Below are 16,012 nucleotides of genomic sequence, written 5' to 3' on the forward strand. Positions count from 1 at the left end.
GGGAGGAGGCGATCGAACTCACCGACAACATCCTCTGGTTGCTCAAACAGGCCTTCTATTTCTCGCTGACCACCGTGAACGACGCGGTGAAGCAGCATGGGGTGAGCACCGCCCAGGTCGGCGTGCTGCGTCACCTCACCCAGGAACCGGGGCTGTCCGGCGCCGAGCTGGCGCGGCGGCTGCTGATCACCCCACAGGGGGTGCAACTCGCGCTCACCGCGCTGGAGAAGCGTGGCCTGATCGAGCGCAAGCCGGATCCCCGGCACGGCCGCATCCTGCAGGTTTTCCTCACCGACGAAGGCCGCGCGATCTCGGCGGCCGTGGTCGGTGATGCCGTCGCCGCACACGACCGGGTGTTCGGCGTGCTGACGCCGCCGGAGCGCGAGCAACTGCGTGGCTTGTTGGTGCGGGTCGTCGAGCAGGGGACCGGGCACGACGTGGTCACCGGCCGGATTCAGGTCAGCGGCGACGGCACTCCGCGTAGTCGACCATGAAAAGGGCCTCGGCGAGCGCGATGTGCGCGATCTCGGCGGGCGCGACGCTCTCGTTCGGTGCGTGGATCAGACAGCTCGGCTCTTCGACGCCGTACAACATGATTTCGGCGTCCGGGAAGGTCTGCTGAAGTACGTTGCAGAGCGGAATCGACCCACCCTGCCCCGATGTCGCCATCGGAACGCCATAGGACTTTTCGAGCGCGGCCTGCAGCGCGTCGAATGCCGGCCCGGCCAGTGAGCCGGTGAACGGATCACCGACCGCGACTCGGGTCACCTCGCACCGTAGGCCCCACGGAACCTGCGCGGCCAGATGCGCTGCGAGCGCGTCCTGGGCGGCGATTCCGCTTTCCCCGGGAGGGAGCCGGAGCGAGACCCGCGCGGTCGCCGAGGCCTGAATCGCCGACACCGATTCCGCCACCGACGGAAGATCCATGCCGACGACGGTGGCGGCGTATCGGGCCCACACCCGGTCGGCGACCGAACCGGTTCCGATCAGATCGACACCGTCGAGCACCTTTGCGTCGGCGCGGAAGTGATCTGTGGCGTAGTCGTCGCCGTGCCACGATCCGCTGTTGTCGAGCCCGGCGACGGTCGTGTCCCCGTCCGCGTCGTGCAGCGTGGCCAGTACCGCGATCAACCCGGCGACCGGATCCGGCGCAGGACCGCCGAATGTTCCGGAGTGCAGCGCGCTTTCGAGCGCTTCGAGCTTGATGTCCACGCTCACCATGCCGCGCAGCGACGTTGTCAGGGTCGGCACCCCGAGCGCCGAGTTCCCGGTGTCGACCACGCATATCGCGTCGGCGCGCAGCAGGTCCGCGTTCGGTGGGACGAAGTGTTCGAGCCCACCGGTGCCCTGTTCCTCCGAGCCCTCGGCGATCAGCTTGACAGTCAGCGGGAACTCGCCGCAGACCTTCGCGAGTGCCCGTAGCGCGGTCAGGTGCATGACCACGTTGCCCTTGCAGTCGGCCGCGCCGCGCCCGTACCAGCGGCCGTCTGCTCCCTCGGTAAGCGTCCAGATCGGGGTTTTCCACTCCGCCGCACCGAGTGGCGGTTGCACGTCGTAATGGCAGTAGAGCAGGACCGTCGGAGCGCCCTCGGGTCCGGGAGCGACGCCGTGCACGGCATCGCTGCCATCCGATGTCGTCGATCGCCGGACGTCGCGTAGCCCGGCGTCGGTGAAGGCCTGGACGAGCCATTCGGCAGCCTTCGAGCAGTCGTCCGGCTGGGAGCCGTCGGCGATCGATTTCAGCGCGACGAGCTCGGTCAGGTCGCGCTTGGCGCGCGGCATCAGCTCGGCGACCGCGGTTCGGAGTGCGGCTTCGGTGGACGTCATCGAGGGCCCCCTGTCTACGGCACAAGTCTGACCGGCGATCAGCGACCGGGCAAGGTTTGCCAATCGGCAGACTTATCGTTTTGTACTGCAACAATATTCGCCGTGACCAGGTGCACGAACGCGGGATAGAGATCGATACCGTCGATCCCCCCGGCGATCGTGATGCCCTCGTTGGTCGCGACCAGGATGCGCGCAAGCGTGTCGGCCGGGATGGCGAGGGCGCCGCCGAGCTGTTCGACGTAGGTGTCGATGAAGGTCGTGAAGGAGGCCACCATCTGCTCGCGGCGCTCGGCCAGCCGGTCCCGGGCATCGGGGTTACGGAGCAGGAAGAGGGAAAACTCGTAGCCGAGCGCGGCACGCTCCGGCCCGGCTCGGGTCAGTTCGCGCCAGCGGTCGGCCAGCTTGTCGACATCCAGTGTGTCGAGCCCGTCGAAGGATTCGATCACCTCGGCAAAGCCGGCCATGAAGCGTTCCAGGTGGCGATCGATCACCGCCAGGAACAGATCTTCCTTGCTACCGAAGTGGGCGTAGATCGCACCGCGGGTATAGCCGGCGGCGTCGGCGATATCTTCCAGCGCGGCGCCGCCGAAGCCGGCACCGGCGAAGACGGTCTCGGCTGCGTCCAGCAGCAGGCCGCGGGTGTGTTCGACCCGTCGCTGTCGGGTCCATCGTTCGGTCACCCTGGCTATTTTGGTCGCTCGAAGGCCGACAGGTACATCGCCAGGACCGGTCGGTAGAGATCGATCTCGTCGAGTGCGCTACTCAGGGCGACGGAATCGCTGGTGGCGATCAGGATCTGCGCGAAGGTCGTCGAGGGGATCGACAAGGCGCCGCCGAGCCGTTCGATGCCTTCGGTCACAAAGCTGCCGAGATCGGCCACCGCAGCGGCCCGTTGCGCGGCGACGCGGTCGCGCACGTCCGGATTGCGGGCCAGATACAGCAGGAACTCCAGCCCCAGCGCCGCTTGCCCCGGACCGCGCTCGACGCTCAGCTCTCGCCACCGCCGGGCGACCTCGTCGAGTTCGGCCTGACCGACCCGCGCGGTGTCGGCGAGGACGTCGACGAAGGTCTCGAAGTAGCGGCGCCAGTGCCGGTCGCAGACCTCGAGGAAGAGATCCTCCTTGGTCTCGAAGTGCGCGTAGATGGCGCCCTTGGTATAGCCGGCGGTGTCCGCGATGTCGTCCAGAGTCGCCGGGGTGAAGCCCTTTTCGGCGAACACCTGCTCGGCCGCATCCAGCAGTAACGAGCGGGTGTGCGATAGCCGTCGCTCCCGCGTCCAACGCTCGGGCATGTCGGCCATCGTGCCACGGGAAGAAATAAACACTTCCGTCATGCAGATACTGGTGAGTATTCTGAGTGCAGTTTTGCAGCCGAAGGGGACTGTCATGACCGAGCTGTCGCCGAAGGCGGAGTTGTCCCGCCCGAAGCCCTATGTCGCGGAGAAGCTCGGCAGCGCCGCGCTACCCGCCGACCGGCCGCCCACCGCCCGAGCGGTGAAGATCTGGGCGACCGTCGGCGGGGTGATCCTGGCCTTCCAGCTCTACGTCTGGATCCGGTGGATCACCGGGCCCAACTTCGAACGGGTGCCACCCGGCCCCACAGATCCGCCGACGTACATGAAAGCGGTCTTGGTCACCTGGACGATTGTGATCATCGTCGGCCTGCCGATCAGCCTGTACTACTTCATCGTCCGGCCGTGGCGGCGGGAGCGGCGGATCACGCTCGACGGCATGCTGCTGGTCGCCTGCGGCCTGTTGTTCTTCCAGGACCCGCTGCTGAACTACTTCAACACCTGGAGCACCTACAACACCTGGATGTGGAATCGGGGTTCGTGGGTCCAGGACGTGCCGGGTTGGGTGTCCTACGGCAAGCCCGGCGCGATGATGGCCGAGCCGATTCTGATGAATGCGCCGGGTTATTCGTTCGGGGTGCTGCTGTGCACGATTCTCGGCTGCTGGGTGATGCGCAAGACCAAGCAGCGGTTCCCGAACATCAGCAACCTCGGCCTGATCGGCGTGTTGATCGTGTGGGCGTTCTTCTTCGACCTGGTGATCGAGGGCCTGTTCCTGATGCCGATGGGGCTGTTCACCTACCCCGGCGCGATCCAGTCGTTGTCGATCAATGCCGGAACCTACTACCAATGGCCGGTGTACGAGGGTCTGATGTGGGGCGGAGTGCAGGCCGGCCTGTGCGCGCTGCGGTACTTCACCGACGACCGCGGCCGCACCTTCGTCGAGCGCGGCCTCGACAGCGTTCGCGGCGGGTTCGTTCGCCAGCAGTTCACCCGGTTCCTGGCGATCTTCGCCGCGTGCAGCGCGTTCTTCTTCGTGATGTACAACCTGCCGGCACAGTGGTTCGCGATGCACGCCGACCCCTGGCCGGAAGACCTGCTGAAGCGGTCGTACTTCCTGATGGGTATCTGCGGCGACGGTACCGACCGGCCGTGCCCCGATCCGGCGCTACCGATGCCGCTGACGAACTCCGGCTACATCGACAAGGACGGGCGGCTGGTGTTGCCGGACGGGGTGGTGTTGCCGTCGATCGTGCCGGTGGAGCAGGGCAACTGACGATAGCGGGACGATCCGACAGCTCGGAAGGACCGACCCGATCAGCCGATCGCTGCGAAGTCAGGTCGGGTCGATCCAGCTGGGAAACCGTCGAGTCGCGCGTCGTTCGGAGCTGTCCAAGCTGCCGGATTCCCAGCGGTGGCCGTCCGGCAACCATGCGTCTCGGACGACTCCGACCCAGGCGCCGCTGCTGTCGATCAGGCAATGTTCTTCGGCGTTGCCGGAGCAGATCGCTTCAACGAGTCCGAGCGCCGGCACCGGTCGCTTGCGGTCCTCCGAGACATAGTCGACTACTGTGTCGAAACACCAACCGGTCTCGATCCTGGCGGCCTCGTCGTCGAAGCGGGTGACCCGGACACTTCCCCGAGACCGGCCATCAGGTAGAGCCCTGCGGGCCGACATGACCACTACGCCCTCGTACAAGTAAGTCTTGGCGTTGTACTTCATCGTTAGATCGCACAAGCCGACGACGAAATCGTCCCAGTTGCCCTGTTCGCTCACCGTTGTGCTCCTCGCTCAGCCACAGGGATTGATCACCGATTGCGAATACTGCCAGCCAGCTTGCCGTTGCGGCCCGGTACGCCGACCACGATCCATTCCCCGTTGATTTTCCGCTCGAGCTGGGCGAACACCTCCACCGAGTCGATCGCGGCGGTGCAGAAGATTCCGCCCTTGCCGACGATCCAGCCGGGCGAACCCTTGGACTCGTGGGGATTGTTTGCTTCAGCATGGCAGGTTGCGTCACCCGGTGTCGCCATCGAGACGACCGGTGCGAGTCCTGGTGCGGTCAGCGCGGCGACGACTACACCGGCGACCACAATTCTTTCGATGTCCACTGCGTCCCCCGGCGCAGTTCAATTGCGGTGGAGGAATTTCCGACCGCATACCTATTGGATGTGCCGAGGATCGGTCGGTTCCACCAGCCGTCCGACGTCTATGCGGACTTGGCCGGGTTGCCTACCGAGCTGGTCAGTGCGCAGCGAGTTCGACGTAGGCCCGGTCAGGTTGTCTCGAAGCGCGCACACACGCCGGGCGAGTAGCGGGTGGTCGTGATACTCCACGTCGACCGCCCGTCACTTCTCGGTCGGGCGTCCCGGTCATATCGGTGCCTTCACGTTGCTTCCGTAGCCGCAGCAAAGCGCAGTATCTAGTACTTGATACTAATGCCAAGTACTAGATACATTGGATGGTGTGAACCCCGCGCCCCGAGTTCTGCTCGACGAGGCGGCCCCAGCCGTCCCGGACGCGGACGGCTTCGCGTCGTTGGTGGTCGAGCGGGTGATTCGGGAGACCGGTGACGCGGTGTCACTGGAATTGCTGAACGCGGCTGGATTCCGTTACGAAGCAGGACAGTACGTCACCCTCCGGGTGACGATCGACGGGCAAGAACACCGGCGCTGCTATTCGATGTCGTCCTCGCCGGCGGCGGGAGACAGCCTGCGGGTCACCGTCAAGCGGGACCGGGATGGCGTCGTTTCGAACTGGCTGAACGATCATGCACGGGCCGGTGATCGGCTGGACGTGGCGGCGCCGGACGGGCGGTTCACGTTGACCGAGACCGCGGACGAGCTGGTGGCGTTCGCCGGCGGCAGTGGCATCACCCCGGTGCTCTCGTTGATCCATACGGTGCTGGTGACTACCGATCGGCGTGCTCGACTGTTCTATGCGAACCGGAACGCTGATTCGATCATCTTCCGTGCTGCTTTGGCCGAGCTCGCGGCAGCCTGGCCGGATCGGTTCACCGCGCACCATCACCTTGATGATCAGTCCGGGGTCGTGACTCCTGAGCAGATTCGTGACTTCACGAACGGTTCGGCGGCGGAGTACTACATCTGCGGGCCCGCGCCGTTCATGGATGCGGCCGAGTCGGTGTTGCAGACTGCCGGCGTGCCGGGCGCGCGGGTCCACCTCGAGCGCTTCTCGGTGGAACCTGGACCGATCTCCGCGATCGCGGAATCGGCTGTCTGCGAAGAGGTGACGATCCAGCTCGGGCGGAAGACGATCACCACCGCCTACCGGCCCGGCACCACGTTGCTGCAATGCGCCCGCTCGACCGGACTGCGCGCGCCGTCGTCGTGTGAAGTCGGTTCTTGCGGAACGTGTATGGCCCGAATAGACGAGGGCAGCGCGCGCATGTTGAACAACGACGCACTGGACGAGGACGAGGTGGCCGAGGGCTGGGTGGTGACCTGTCAGTCGCTGCCGACCAGCCGCACCGTCCGGGTGGTCTACGAATGAGAGCCGAGGTACACACATGAGCAGGGTTGCCGTGGTCACCGGTGGTGGTTCCGGGATGGGCGAGTCGACCTGTCATGAGCTCGGTCGACGCGGGCACCGAGTCGCTGTGGTGGATGTGAATGCCGAATCAGCGCAACGGGTCACCGACGATCTTCGGTCGACCGGGATCACCGCGACTGCGGCCGCCGCCGACGTGTCCGATCGGGCCGCGGTGCAGGACGCGTTCGCCAAGGTCCGGTGCGAGCTCGGCCCGGTGGACATCCTGGTCACCAGCGCCGGCATGTTCGGATTCTCGCCGTTCGAGGAGATCACCGCCGAAGCCTGGCAGCGGATGTTGGACGTCAACCTGACCGGAACCTTCCTCTGCTGCCAGGCAGCGTTGCCGGACATGGTGGCTGCCGGTTGGGGCCGGATCGTGCTGATCACTTCCTCTAGTGCGCAACGTGGTTCGCCGTTCGCCGCCCATTACGCCGCCTCCAAGGGTGCGTTGATGACACTGACCAAGTCGCTGGCTCGCGAGTATGCGGACCGCGGGATCACCGTCAACAACATTCCGCCATCCGGTATCGAGACCCCGATGCAGCATCAGGGCCAGGCCGCTGGACACCTGCGGTCGAACGAGGAGATCGCCGCGGCGATCCCGATCGGCCGGCTCGGCACCGGCGCCGATATCGCCTGTGCGGTGGCGTTTCTCTGCTCCGACGATGCCGGCTACATCACCGGTCAGACGCTCGGGGTCAACGGTGGCGCCGTGATGTAGGCGCCCGTCCCCACACATCGTCTCCGCACCGCATAGTCATCCGCACTGCAATAGGAGGTTCCCATGGTGCAGTGGCCCAAACCGGCCGAGGGATCGTGGACCGAGCACTACCCGGAACTGGGTACCGGTCCGATCTCCTTCCGCGACTCCATCTCCCCGCAATTCTACGAGCTGGAGCGGGATGCGGTCTTCCGGCGTGCTTGGCTGAATCTCTGCCGGGTGGAGGACCTGCCCGAGGTCGGCAGCGTCGCCACTTGCGATCTCGAAGTAACCAATTCGGCGCTGTTACTGATCCGCGGCGAGGATCAGCAGATCCGGGCGTTCCACAATCTGTGCCGGCATCGCGGTACCCGGTTGGTCCGCGCGGACGACTCCGGCGCGCCGCGCACCGACATCGACTGCACGCACTGCGGCTGGCGTTACGGCCTGGACGGTCGACTGCTCCACGTGCCGAACCCGGAACGGTTCGTCGATCTCCGCTTCGCCGACTACGGCCTGGCACCGGTGCATTGCGATGTCTGGGCCGGTTTCGTCTTCGTCAACCTCGATACCGAACCGCGGCAGAGCTTGCGTGAGTTCCTCGGCCCGATGATCACCGGCCTCGACGACTACCCGTTCGACAAGCTGACCGAGCGCTACGACTGGATCGCGCACAACAACAGCAACTGGAAGATCTTCGCCGACGCCTTCCAGGAGTATTACCACGTGCCGTCGCTGCACACCCAACAGGTGCCGCCCGCGGTTCGGGTACCGGACGCCGGATTCACTTGTGCGCATTTCCAACTCGACGGTCCGCACCGGGTGGTGTCGACGGCCGGCACCCGGCGCTGGTTGCTCCCTGCCGAATACATGTATCCGATCGAGCGCGCGACTCGCAGCGGGCTCGTCGGTCCCTGGCACACCCCCGACATCGGCGAGTTGCCGGCCGGGCTGAACCCCGGCGGGATCGAGAAGTGGGGGATCAGCAACTTCCAGATCTTCCCCAATCTGGAGATCCTGATCTACGGCGGCTGGTACCTGCTCTACCGGTACTGGCCGACCTCGCACAACACGCACCGGTTCGAGGCCTACACCTATTTCCATCCCGCGCGCACGGTGCGGGAGCGGATCGAACACGAGGTGGCTGCGGTGGTGCTCAAGGAGTTTGCACTGCAGGACGCCGGCATGCTCGGCGGCACCCAGGCCGCGCTGGAATACGATGTGCTCGACGACTACCCGATCAACGATCAGGAAGTGCTGGTCCGGCACCTGCACAAGGAGGTCGTCGACTGGGTCGCGGACTATCGACGGGAACAGGCACCGGTAGGGGTCCGACGATGACCACGCGACTGCCCAGCGCCTTCGCCGAGCTGGAGCCGTTCGCGGGGACATGGTGTCTGGCCACCGAAACCGAGCGCTGGAATCAGCGGCTGGCCAGCACGCTGCCGCAGATGAACGAGTTCTACGACGCGTTCTTCCCCCGGCTGGAAGAGGCCATCGACTATTGCGACAAGTTTCCGCTCGACGAGGTACCCGACGATGCACTGAACCTGTTGCACCTGATCTATTCGCTGGTGATGGTGTCGATGTCGGTGGAGATCATGCATCAACCGGCCCCGGTGGACAGCGCGGACGCGGTGATGATCCGGGTCGCTGAGCCGCGCCCGTAGCGGTAAGGAGTCGTTGTGAGTCTGCTGACCATCACCAAGCTGACCGCATCGGTGGGTGCCGAGGTCTCCGGTATCGATCCCGAACGGCTCGGCACCGACGACGGGTTGGCTACCGCCGTGCTCGACGCGCTGGAGGACAACGGCGTGTTGGTGTTCCATGATCTACACCTGAGCCCGGCGGCGCAGGTGGCATTCTGCGCCCGCCTCGGCGAGGTCGACCGGTCGTCCGACGGACACCATCCGGTGTCGGGGATCTACCCGATCACGTTGGACAAGAACAAGAACAAGGCGGCCGAGTACCTCAAGGCGACCTTCGACTGGCATATCGACGGCTGCACCCCCTTGGCCGGCGAATGCCCGCAGAAAGCGACGGTGCTGTCGGCGATCCAGGTTGCGGCCCGGGGTGGGGAGACCGAGTTCGCCAATGCCTACGCCGCCTACGACACGCTCGACGCAGACGAGAAGCAGTGGTACGACTCGCTGCGCGTGGTGCATTCGCTGGAGGCCTCGCAGAGTCGGGTGTACCCGGATCCCACGGCCGAACAGCTGGCCCGCTGGCGATCCCGGCCGACCAGCGAACACCCGCTGGTGTGGACCCATCGCAACGGCCGGAAGTCGCTGGTGCTCGGTGCGTCGGCCGACCACGTGGTCGGGCTCGATCTCGATCAGGGTCGGGAGTTGTTGGCGCAGTTACTCGCTCATGCCACCATGGCGGACAAGGTGTACCGGCACAAATGGGCCGTGGGGGACACCGTGATCTGGGACAATCAGGGCGTATCGCATCGCGCCGCGCCGTATGAGCCGAACTCCGCGCGGGAAATGTTGCGTACCACCGTTCTCGGCGACGAGCCGATCCGATGAACCGAGGAGATCCGATGACCAAGTCGCTGCTGTTCGTGGAAAGCCAACCGGCCGGCCCCGAGCAGGTCGAGGAATACCACCGCTGGCACGACGAGGTCCATTTGGCCGAGATTCTCACCATCGACGGTTTCACCTCGGCGCGCCGGTGGCAGACCGACGGCGACACGTTCGTCACGATGTACGAGATCGACACCGACATCCCCACCGCGCAGGCGAACTTCAAGGCCGCCTATGCCAGCGGGAAGATGTCGCGACCGGTGGGGATTCAGCTCGACCCGCCGCCGGTGATGCGGTACCTGTCGCTGATCGGCGAAGTCACCGGCTGAGCCGATCAGCCGGTCCTGCCGAGGAGATGGGCCAGGGCGGGGCGGATCTGGGTGAACCGGAACCGGTGGCCGACCGCGTCCAGTGCGGCGGGCAGCACGCGCTGGTCGGCGTAGGCGAGTTCGGTTGCGCCCTGATCGCCGAGCAGGAGCCGCGGGCCGAACGACGGAACCGGCAGGATCGCCGGCCGGTGCAGGGTTCCGGCCAGCGCAGCGGTGTATTCGCTGTTGCGGACCGGTTCCGGCGCAACCGCATTGACCGGTCCGGTCAACTCGCCGTCGTAGAGTGCGCGCAGATAGATCTCGATCAGATCGTCGATGCCGATCCAGGACAGCCATTGCTTCCCGGAGCCCAGCCGGCCCCCCAACCCCGCAGCAAACAGCGGCCGCAGCAACTGCAACGTTCCGCCACGCGGCGACTGCACGATCCCGGTTCGTACTTGCACGCACCGGATTCCGGCATCGGCGGCGGGTTGGGTGGCGGCCTCCCAATCCGCCACCACGTCGGCGAGGAAATCGTTGCCGCGGGAACTCTGCTCGGTCAGCGTCTCCGCACCCCGGTCCGCCCCGTAATAGCCGATCGCAGAGGCGCTGACGAAGACCGTCGGTCCGTTCACGGTGGCGGCGGCTACCTCGGCCAGCCGCTGGGTCGGGGCGATCCGGCTGTCCCGAATGGCCTGCTTGTGCGCCTCGGTGAACCGGCCCGAGATGCTTTCGCCGGCGAGATGTACGACCGCGTCGACCCCATCGAGCAGGTCGGGCGCGGGATCTTCGGTGTCCCAACGGCGTTCGTCCGGATCCTGCGCCTGCCCGCGGACCAGCCGGATCACCCGGTGCCCACCGGTGGTCAGCAGCGCAGTCAGCGCCGAGCCGACCAGCCCGGACGACCCGGTGACCGCGATCGTCCGGTTGGTGAAACCGGCCGCGGTGGCGGTGGCGTGCGCGGCAAGGTCGTCGGTGAGCTGGCGATGCCGGTAGACGAACGTGGGCCGCAGCGCGGCGGCGGGGAGCGGCGCATCCACCCGGTCGATCACCCTGGTGCCACCGTCCGGCAGCTCCTCGAAGGTGTGCGTGTGCCGCCAGGGCAGGGGCGCGCTCGACGGTAGGACGGGCCAGATCCCGTCCACCTCGTCGACGAACCGGTGCGGCGGGTCGAACTCTGCCGGGTCGTGCGCGGCCGTCCACCGGAGGCCGAGCGGCAGGGTGAGCACCGCACGACCGTCGCGTAGCGAGCCGGATTCTTCCCGGACCCGCATCGGCTGCCACGGCGGGATCAGCCGCAAGATCGCGCCCGGGCGGGCGTGCCAGTCGAACACCTCCGTGCGGGGGAATGGCAGGTCGCTGCGGTAGGTGATGCTCATGGCCGGAAGTCCCTTGGCTGCACGGTTCCAGCATGGCACATGCTGCATCGGTTTCGCATCGAATGATGGGACCGCCGATACGCGGACGGGAATCGGGTCCGGGAACGGTCCGGCTCAGCAGCCTTCGGTCGCGTAGGCGCGGCCGACGCTCGGTGGCCACGACCGGCCGTCGTCGTCGATGGAGAAGGCGATGTAGCGGCCGGCGTCGTTCGTGGCGTTCGAGTGCACGATCACCGCTGGGGAGCCCTGTCCGCCGATCATTCCTTCGCGGATCGAATGATCGCTGGAGTACGCGGCGCGGATCTCGGCGACGGTGGATCCGGGACCGACGCCGCGGTCGGTGCGTGGACCGGCGGGAGTCGGCGAGTCCGGTCGGTACACGAAGGTGTCGATCCCGGTGACCGTTCCGGTGGTCTTGTCGACGAAGGCTTGTACCGAGCGTTGGTCCACGGTGCCGGTGGGAATCAGGCACTTCGAGTAGTAGTCGCGACGATCGACCGGGCCGGTAAGTGCCGCAGCGGCTTCGTCCACGGTCATCCCGAGGTGCAATGGACCGAAGCTGTGGTCGGTCACCACGGCTCTGGGCTTGGTATAGAACATCGTGATCTCGAACGCGCCGCGGTCCAGCTGCAGCGTCATCACCAGGTCGGTGACCCCGATCGACGGCTCGCCGAGGGCCACCAGCGGAAGCAGCTTGGTTTTGGCCGCATTGACGAGTTTGCGTAGCTGGCCCTGGCCTGCGAGGCGCTGCCAGACCTTGGGGGAGACCCGCTTCCGAACAGCATCGACGATCTTCGGGCCGGCCTCCACGATGCACTTGGCCAGTCCAGCGATGGCTTCGGACAGTGCCAGCGCGCTGCCGGCGCCGGCGGCCTCGCGCGGCGAGTTCTGGATGCACACCGCGGCCGTGCCAACCGCCACCAATGCGACGAGTTCGGGATTGTCGACGATATCGAGGAGCGCTTTCCAGACCATTCCGTAGACCGCCGACGAGGTGTTGAAGTCGGCAGTGATCGGGGCAATCCCTCCGGACCCGGCGAGGCTGTCGAGGGTCAATCCGATATCCACCCCACCGCCCGGCGGGAGTACCCATGCCCGCGACTGTTCAACTGCCGGAACGCCGAGCGACTCGGTCCACTGAGTGAGGAGGTCGACGAAAACCTGCGAGATGCTTGGGGTGCCAGCCAGATTGATCGACGCCCAGGCCGGAGTCACCGGGGCGGTGACGACCATGGCGCCGCCGCGATTGTTCCTGATCTTCACCACGGCGATGTCGGAATCGTTCGGGTCCGCCCCGATGCAGACCAGCAGCGGGGCGTTCTGCTCGTCCAGGAAGACGACGTCGTCCACCCAGGCCGGTGGGGGCTGCGCTTCGCAGGTGGGCGGGGCGGTCCGTTGGCCGGCGAGCGAGGTGATGAAATGCGCGGCATTGTCGACGCCGATCTCCCACCATTGCTTGCCGCTCAGGTGGTCGATCGGCGCGGTGGCGGTGCGTCGGTCCGGAGAGATCTCGGCGCGATGCAGGGTCGCAGCCGTTGGTTCGCGGTCGAGGTCGGGTGTGGTGGGCAGGTCCGCGGTGTCGTCCAGCAGATACACGACCGATCCGTCCGCCAGCGGTTCGTCGAGCTGCAACCGCATGGTGATCGGGCCGAGCGGTTGGCCGGTGCTGAGCTCGAGATTTGCTGCGCCGTATCCGGTTCCGTCGGGAATCGAGTCCTGGTCGACGCGGGTCACCGCGAGGTTTGCTCCGTCCGGCGGAACCGTCCCGGCGGGGAACAGCGCGGACCAGGCATCGCTGATTCGTGCTGTCGACTCCGTATCGCCGGCGATGGCCACATCCGCAGTCGCACCGATCGGCTGTTCCTCCCATTTCGGGGGAGTGCTGCACCCGCTGCACGCCACGGCCACGACCAGAATCGCAGCAGCTGACACTCTTCTCCACATGGCACTCATCCGAATCCTGCTGCCTGAGCCCGGTCCTGATCAATGGTGCCAGCTGCGTATCGGGCTGAGTAGTCGGCCGGATGGGGGACAGCCGGCCCGGCTGTCCGACGGGGTTCTACAGATCGAGTGCGGCGAGCAGGCGCATCTCCAGCGAGCCCTTCCGCGCTCACGGTGTAGCCCTGTTTGACGCTGAACGTGCCGGTCTTGACTCGTCCGGCGACGGCCAGGCCTCACCCGACGAGCGGTGCCGTGTTGCGCATCGATTTGAGCAGCCACGTCCTGCGCCGCAGCAGTAATGCGCCCGGATTAGCGATAGCGTGGCCTATTCCTGGTGGTGGTATGCACTCGATCATTTGGTCGGTGTTGAACCGGGTGAGGTGATGCAGATGCTGGTCGCCGATCGGCGGCGATGGCTGGTCCCGATGGTGACTCCGGCAGGAACTCGGGTTCTGCGGATCGCAGGTCGGACGGTTGCCGGGACGCCGGTGGTAGCGGTTGTTCGTCATCTCGATGGTCGGGACGGGGGAGGTGGTCCGTGCCGGCGAGTTGACAGGAGCTACCGATCTGGTTGCAACCGGAGAACCACCTCCAGACGAAGAACGGCTCGAGCCTGCCGACCAGCAGATCTGGGTGACGACGTCGTTTCGGATGCGCCGCGACCAACATCAGCGGGTTGCGGCGTTCGCGGCAGCGCGCGGGATCGATAAATCGACACTGCTGCGACAGTGGATCGACATCCAGCTTGCTGCTGAGGAAGGTGCTGCGACTGAACTGATTTGGCGGGGTGATGCGTCGCGCGCTGGCCGGCCTGCCGCCGTTGAATCGTTCGGCCTAGCGTGGCGAATCCCTCGGTGGCGATGCGATAGGGCGGCCCGCTGTGTGTCACGGGTTCGCCGCTCCACAGTGGCCGTCGAGCACGGTCGGCGCAGCGTATCCGGCGCCGAAGATCACGCGTCCGCCGGAGAGCCGATCGAGCGCGCTCACCTCCCGGGCCAGCTTGGCGACGTGACGTCGAGGCACTGAGGTGACAAGCGTGCCGAGGCGAACACGTTCGGTCGCCAGGGCCATCGCCGTCAACGCATCGCTACGCCTTTGCCACCGCGATCGACTTGGTCTCCAGATAGCCGGCTAGCCCCTCCGGGCCCAGTTCCCGGCCGTAGCCGCTGCACTTGACTCCGCCGAAGGGAGCGATCGGGTCCATGGTGTAGCCCTGGTTGACGCCGAAGGTTCCGGTTTTCACTCGTTCGGCGACGGCTAGGCCCCGGTCGGTGTCGGCGGTGAATACCGAGCCGGCGAGGCCGTAGTCGGAGTCTGCGGCCAGCGCCACCGCCTCGTCCTCGGTGCGGTAGCTGATCACGGTCAGCACCGGGCCGAAGATTTCCTCGCGGGCGATCCGCATCGCGTTGCTCGCCCCGGCGAACAGGGTGGGCCGGACGAACCAGCCACGGTCGACGCCGGCCGGCAGGTCGGTGCCGCCGGTGACCAGCCGGGCCCCCTCGTCCTGACCGGTGCGGATGTAGTCGAGCACCCGTTGTTGTTGGCGGCGACTCACCAAGGGGCCCATCTGGGTTGCCGGATCGGTCGGGTCGCCGACGACGATGCCGGCCAGCTCGGCAGCGAGCGCGTCGACGAACTCGGCCTCGCGGGCTTCGGGCACCAGCACCCGGGTCAGCGCGTTGCAGATCTGCCCGCTGTTGGACAGACTCGCCGAGCGCACCGCGGCCGCAACAGCTTCCGGGGCGGCGTCGTCGAGCACGATCGCGGCCGACTTGCCGCCCAGTTCCAGGCTCACCTTCGTCAGGTTCGGCGCGCAGGCGGTGGCCACCGCCTTGCCCACCGCGGTCGAGCCGGTGAACGACACCTTGTCCACACCCGGGTGGCCGACCAACTGCGCACCGGTCGCGGCGTCGCCGGGCAGGATCGAGACCACCCCGGGCGGCAGCCCGATCTCGTCGAGCAACTCGCCCAGCAGCAGCGCGTCCAACGACGTCTCCGCGGCGGGTTTGACGACCACCGAGCAGCCGGCCAGCAACGCCGGCACCAGCTTGGTGACGGTGAGGAACTGCGGCATGTTCCACGGCACCACCGCGGCGACCACGCCGACCGGCTCGTGCCGCACCAGGACGTCGGCGCCGAAGAAGCCGGTGCGGGTCTGCTGCCACTCGAAGCGTTCGGCGAGGTCGCAGAACGCCGAGATCATCATCGCCGGCAGGCCGACCTGCGCGCGTTGGGCGAAGCTGGTCGGCGCGCCGATCTCGGCGGTGATCAGCTCCGCGAGTTCCGCCCGCCGGGCGCCGTAGCGTTCGGCGAGCCGCCGGACCACGGCGATCCGTTCGTCCGGGGACATCCGTGGCCACGGCCCGGCGTCCGCGGCGGCGCGCGCCGCAGCGACTGCCTGGTCGACGTCGTCCGGGCCGGCGGCGGCGACCTCGTCCAGTCGCTGCTCGGTGTGCGGCGAGATCAGTTCCATCGGTGCGATGTT

At 66.7% G+C, this 16,012-nt stretch carries 17 protein-coding genes; 8 read left to right on the top strand and 9 right to left on the bottom strand.

What is annotated here, in order from left to right; translation table 11 throughout:
• The first annotated feature begins 11 nt into the window (after positions 1 to 11).
• Positions 12 to 494, top strand: a complete 483-nt coding sequence (locus KV203_RS08560; RefSeq protein ID WP_066468257.1) for a MarR family winged helix-turn-helix transcriptional regulator — start codon at positions 12 to 14, stop codon at positions 492 to 494.
• Here the strand turns inward: KV203_RS08560 and KV203_RS08565 are convergent.
• The 3 genes from KV203_RS08565 to KV203_RS08575 are packed head-to-tail and all read right to left on the bottom strand — an operon-like array spanning position 460 to position 3,118.
• Positions 460 to 1,827 carry a dipeptidase gene (locus tag KV203_RS08565; protein ID WP_066467940.1) on the bottom strand — a complete coding sequence of 456 codons (1,368 nt, stop codon included), beginning with the start codon at positions 1,825 to 1,827 and terminating at the stop codon, positions 460 to 462. The genes KV203_RS08560 and KV203_RS08565 overlap by 35 nt on opposite strands.
• Positions 1,828 to 1,865: 38 nt before the next feature.
• Complete coding sequence (locus tag KV203_RS08570) at positions 1,866 to 2,507, bottom strand: TetR/AcrR family transcriptional regulator (protein ID WP_066467945.1); 642 nt, start codon at positions 2,505 to 2,507, stop codon at positions 1,866 to 1,868.
• A gap of 5 nt (positions 2,508 to 2,512) precedes the next feature.
• On the bottom strand, positions 2,513 to 3,118 hold the full coding sequence (locus tag KV203_RS08575) for a TetR/AcrR family transcriptional regulator (protein ID WP_066468261.1): 606 nt from the start codon (positions 3,116 to 3,118) through the stop codon (positions 2,513 to 2,515).
• A gap of 94 nt (positions 3,119 to 3,212) precedes the next feature.
• Here KV203_RS08575 and KV203_RS08580 point away from each other — a divergent pair, with 94 nt between their 5' ends.
• Positions 3,213 to 4,394, top strand: a complete 1,182-nt coding sequence (locus KV203_RS08580; RefSeq protein ID WP_066467947.1) for a spirocyclase AveC family protein — start codon at positions 3,213 to 3,215, stop codon at positions 4,392 to 4,394.
• Positions 4,395 to 4,454: 60 nt separating this feature from the next.
• Here the strand turns inward: KV203_RS08580 and KV203_RS08585 are convergent, their stop codons facing one another.
• Both KV203_RS08585 and KV203_RS08590 read right to left on the bottom strand, forming a co-directional pair.
• On the bottom strand, positions 4,455 to 4,895 hold the full coding sequence (locus KV203_RS08585) for a hypothetical protein (RefSeq protein WP_066467949.1): 441 nt from the start codon (positions 4,893 to 4,895) through the stop codon (positions 4,455 to 4,457).
• A gap of 32 nt (positions 4,896 to 4,927) precedes the next feature.
• A complete protein-coding gene (locus KV203_RS08590) occupies positions 4,928 to 5,230 on the bottom strand; it encodes a hypothetical protein (protein WP_157079704.1) in 303 nt (100 codons plus the stop codon).
• A gap of 355 nt (positions 5,231 to 5,585) precedes the next feature.
• Here KV203_RS08590 and KV203_RS08595 point away from each other — a divergent pair, with 355 nt between their 5' ends.
• From KV203_RS08595 to KV203_RS08620, 6 genes are all read left to right on the top strand, one after another.
• The gene (locus KV203_RS08595; RefSeq protein WP_066467953.1) at positions 5,586 to 6,632 is read left to right on the top strand and encodes a ferredoxin--NADP reductase; all 1,047 of its coding nucleotides are present in this window, start codon (positions 5,586 to 5,588) and stop codon (positions 6,630 to 6,632) included.
• Positions 6,633 to 6,648: 16 nt separating this feature from the next.
• Positions 6,649 to 7,392 carry an SDR family NAD(P)-dependent oxidoreductase gene (locus tag KV203_RS08600; protein WP_066467955.1) on the top strand — a complete coding sequence of 248 codons (744 nt, stop codon included), beginning with the start codon at positions 6,649 to 6,651 and terminating at the stop codon, positions 7,390 to 7,392.
• A 63-nt stretch (positions 7,393 to 7,455) separates the two neighbouring features.
• Positions 7,456 to 8,712: an aromatic ring-hydroxylating oxygenase subunit alpha gene (locus KV203_RS08605; RefSeq protein ID WP_066467957.1), complete on the top strand. Its 1,257-nt coding sequence runs from the start codon at positions 7,456 to 7,458 to the stop codon at positions 8,710 to 8,712.
• A complete protein-coding gene (locus tag KV203_RS08610; RefSeq protein WP_066467959.1) occupies positions 8,709 to 9,041 on the top strand; it encodes a hypothetical protein in 333 nt (110 codons plus the stop codon). Before KV203_RS08605 ends, KV203_RS08610 begins: the two co-directional genes overlap by 4 nt.
• 15 nt (positions 9,042 to 9,056) lie before the next feature.
• Positions 9,057 to 9,902, top strand: a complete 846-nt coding sequence (locus KV203_RS08615) for a TauD/TfdA dioxygenase family protein (RefSeq protein ID WP_066467961.1) — start codon at positions 9,057 to 9,059, stop codon at positions 9,900 to 9,902.
• Positions 9,903 to 9,916: 14 nt separating this feature from the next.
• Positions 9,917 to 10,228: a hypothetical protein gene (locus KV203_RS08620; RefSeq protein WP_066467967.1), complete on the top strand. Its 312-nt coding sequence runs from the start codon at positions 9,917 to 9,919 to the stop codon at positions 10,226 to 10,228.
• Between the two features lie 5 nt (positions 10,229 to 10,233).
• On the opposite strand, the gene KV203_RS08625 is transcribed toward KV203_RS08620, so the two are convergent.
• The 4 genes from KV203_RS08625 to KV203_RS08640 form a co-directional block, all read right to left on the bottom strand.
• Positions 10,234 to 11,586 (bottom strand): TIGR01777 family oxidoreductase, encoded by a 1,353-nt coding sequence (locus KV203_RS08625; RefSeq protein WP_066467969.1) that lies wholly within the window; start codon positions 11,584 to 11,586, stop codon positions 10,234 to 10,236.
• 114 nt (positions 11,587 to 11,700) lie between these two features.
• Positions 11,701 to 13,539, bottom strand: a complete 1,839-nt coding sequence (locus tag KV203_RS08630; protein ID WP_157079705.1) for a hypothetical protein — start codon at positions 13,537 to 13,539, stop codon at positions 11,701 to 11,703.
• Positions 13,540 to 14,412: 873 nt separating this feature from the next.
• Positions 14,413 to 14,550, bottom strand: coding sequence for an LLM class flavin-dependent oxidoreductase (locus KV203_RS08635; protein WP_246600762.1), 138 nt, complete (start codon positions 14,548 to 14,550; stop codon positions 14,413 to 14,415).
• A 64-nt stretch (positions 14,551 to 14,614) separates the two neighbouring features.
• A complete protein-coding gene (locus KV203_RS08640; protein ID WP_066467984.1) occupies positions 14,615 to 16,000 on the bottom strand; it encodes an aldehyde dehydrogenase in 1,386 nt (461 codons plus the stop codon).
• Positions 16,001 to 16,012: the final 12 nt, after the last annotated feature.

Source organism: Skermania piniformis, from assembly GCF_019285775.1.
In the GTDB taxonomy this organism is placed as follows: Bacteria; Actinomycetota; Actinomycetes; order Mycobacteriales; family Mycobacteriaceae; genus Skermania; species Skermania pinensis.

Excerpts from the sequence above, each read along its gene's own strand:
- KV203_RS08625 (WP_066467969.1), bottom strand. The coding sequence starts at position 11,586 with ATGAGCATCACCTACCGCAGCGACCTGCCATTCCCCCGCACGGAGGTG.
- KV203_RS08630 (WP_157079705.1), bottom strand. The coding sequence starts at position 13,539 with ATGAGTGCCATGTGGAGAAGAGTGTCAGCTGCTGCGATTCTGGTCGTG.
- KV203_RS08640 (WP_066467984.1), bottom strand. The coding sequence starts at position 16,000 with ATGGAACTGATCTCGCCGCACACCGAGCAGCGACTGGACGAGGTCGCC.
- KV203_RS08580 (WP_066467947.1), top strand. The coding sequence starts at position 3,213 with ATGACCGAGCTGTCGCCGAAGGCGGAGTTGTCCCGCCCGAAGCCCTAT.
- KV203_RS08565 (WP_066467940.1), bottom strand. The coding sequence starts at position 1,827 with ATGACGTCCACCGAAGCCGCACTCCGAACCGCGGTCGCCGAGCTGATG.
- KV203_RS08620 (WP_066467967.1), top strand. The coding sequence starts at position 9,917 with ATGACCAAGTCGCTGCTGTTCGTGGAAAGCCAACCGGCCGGCCCCGAG.
- KV203_RS08600 (WP_066467955.1), top strand. The coding sequence starts at position 6,649 with ATGAGCAGGGTTGCCGTGGTCACCGGTGGTGGTTCCGGGATGGGCGAG.
- KV203_RS08575 (WP_066468261.1), bottom strand. The coding sequence starts at position 3,118 with ATGCCCGAGCGTTGGACGCGGGAGCGACGGCTATCGCACACCCGCTCG.
- KV203_RS08610 (WP_066467959.1), top strand. The coding sequence starts at position 8,709 with ATGACCACGCGACTGCCCAGCGCCTTCGCCGAGCTGGAGCCGTTCGCG.
- KV203_RS08605 (WP_066467957.1), top strand. The coding sequence starts at position 7,456 with ATGGTGCAGTGGCCCAAACCGGCCGAGGGATCGTGGACCGAGCACTAC.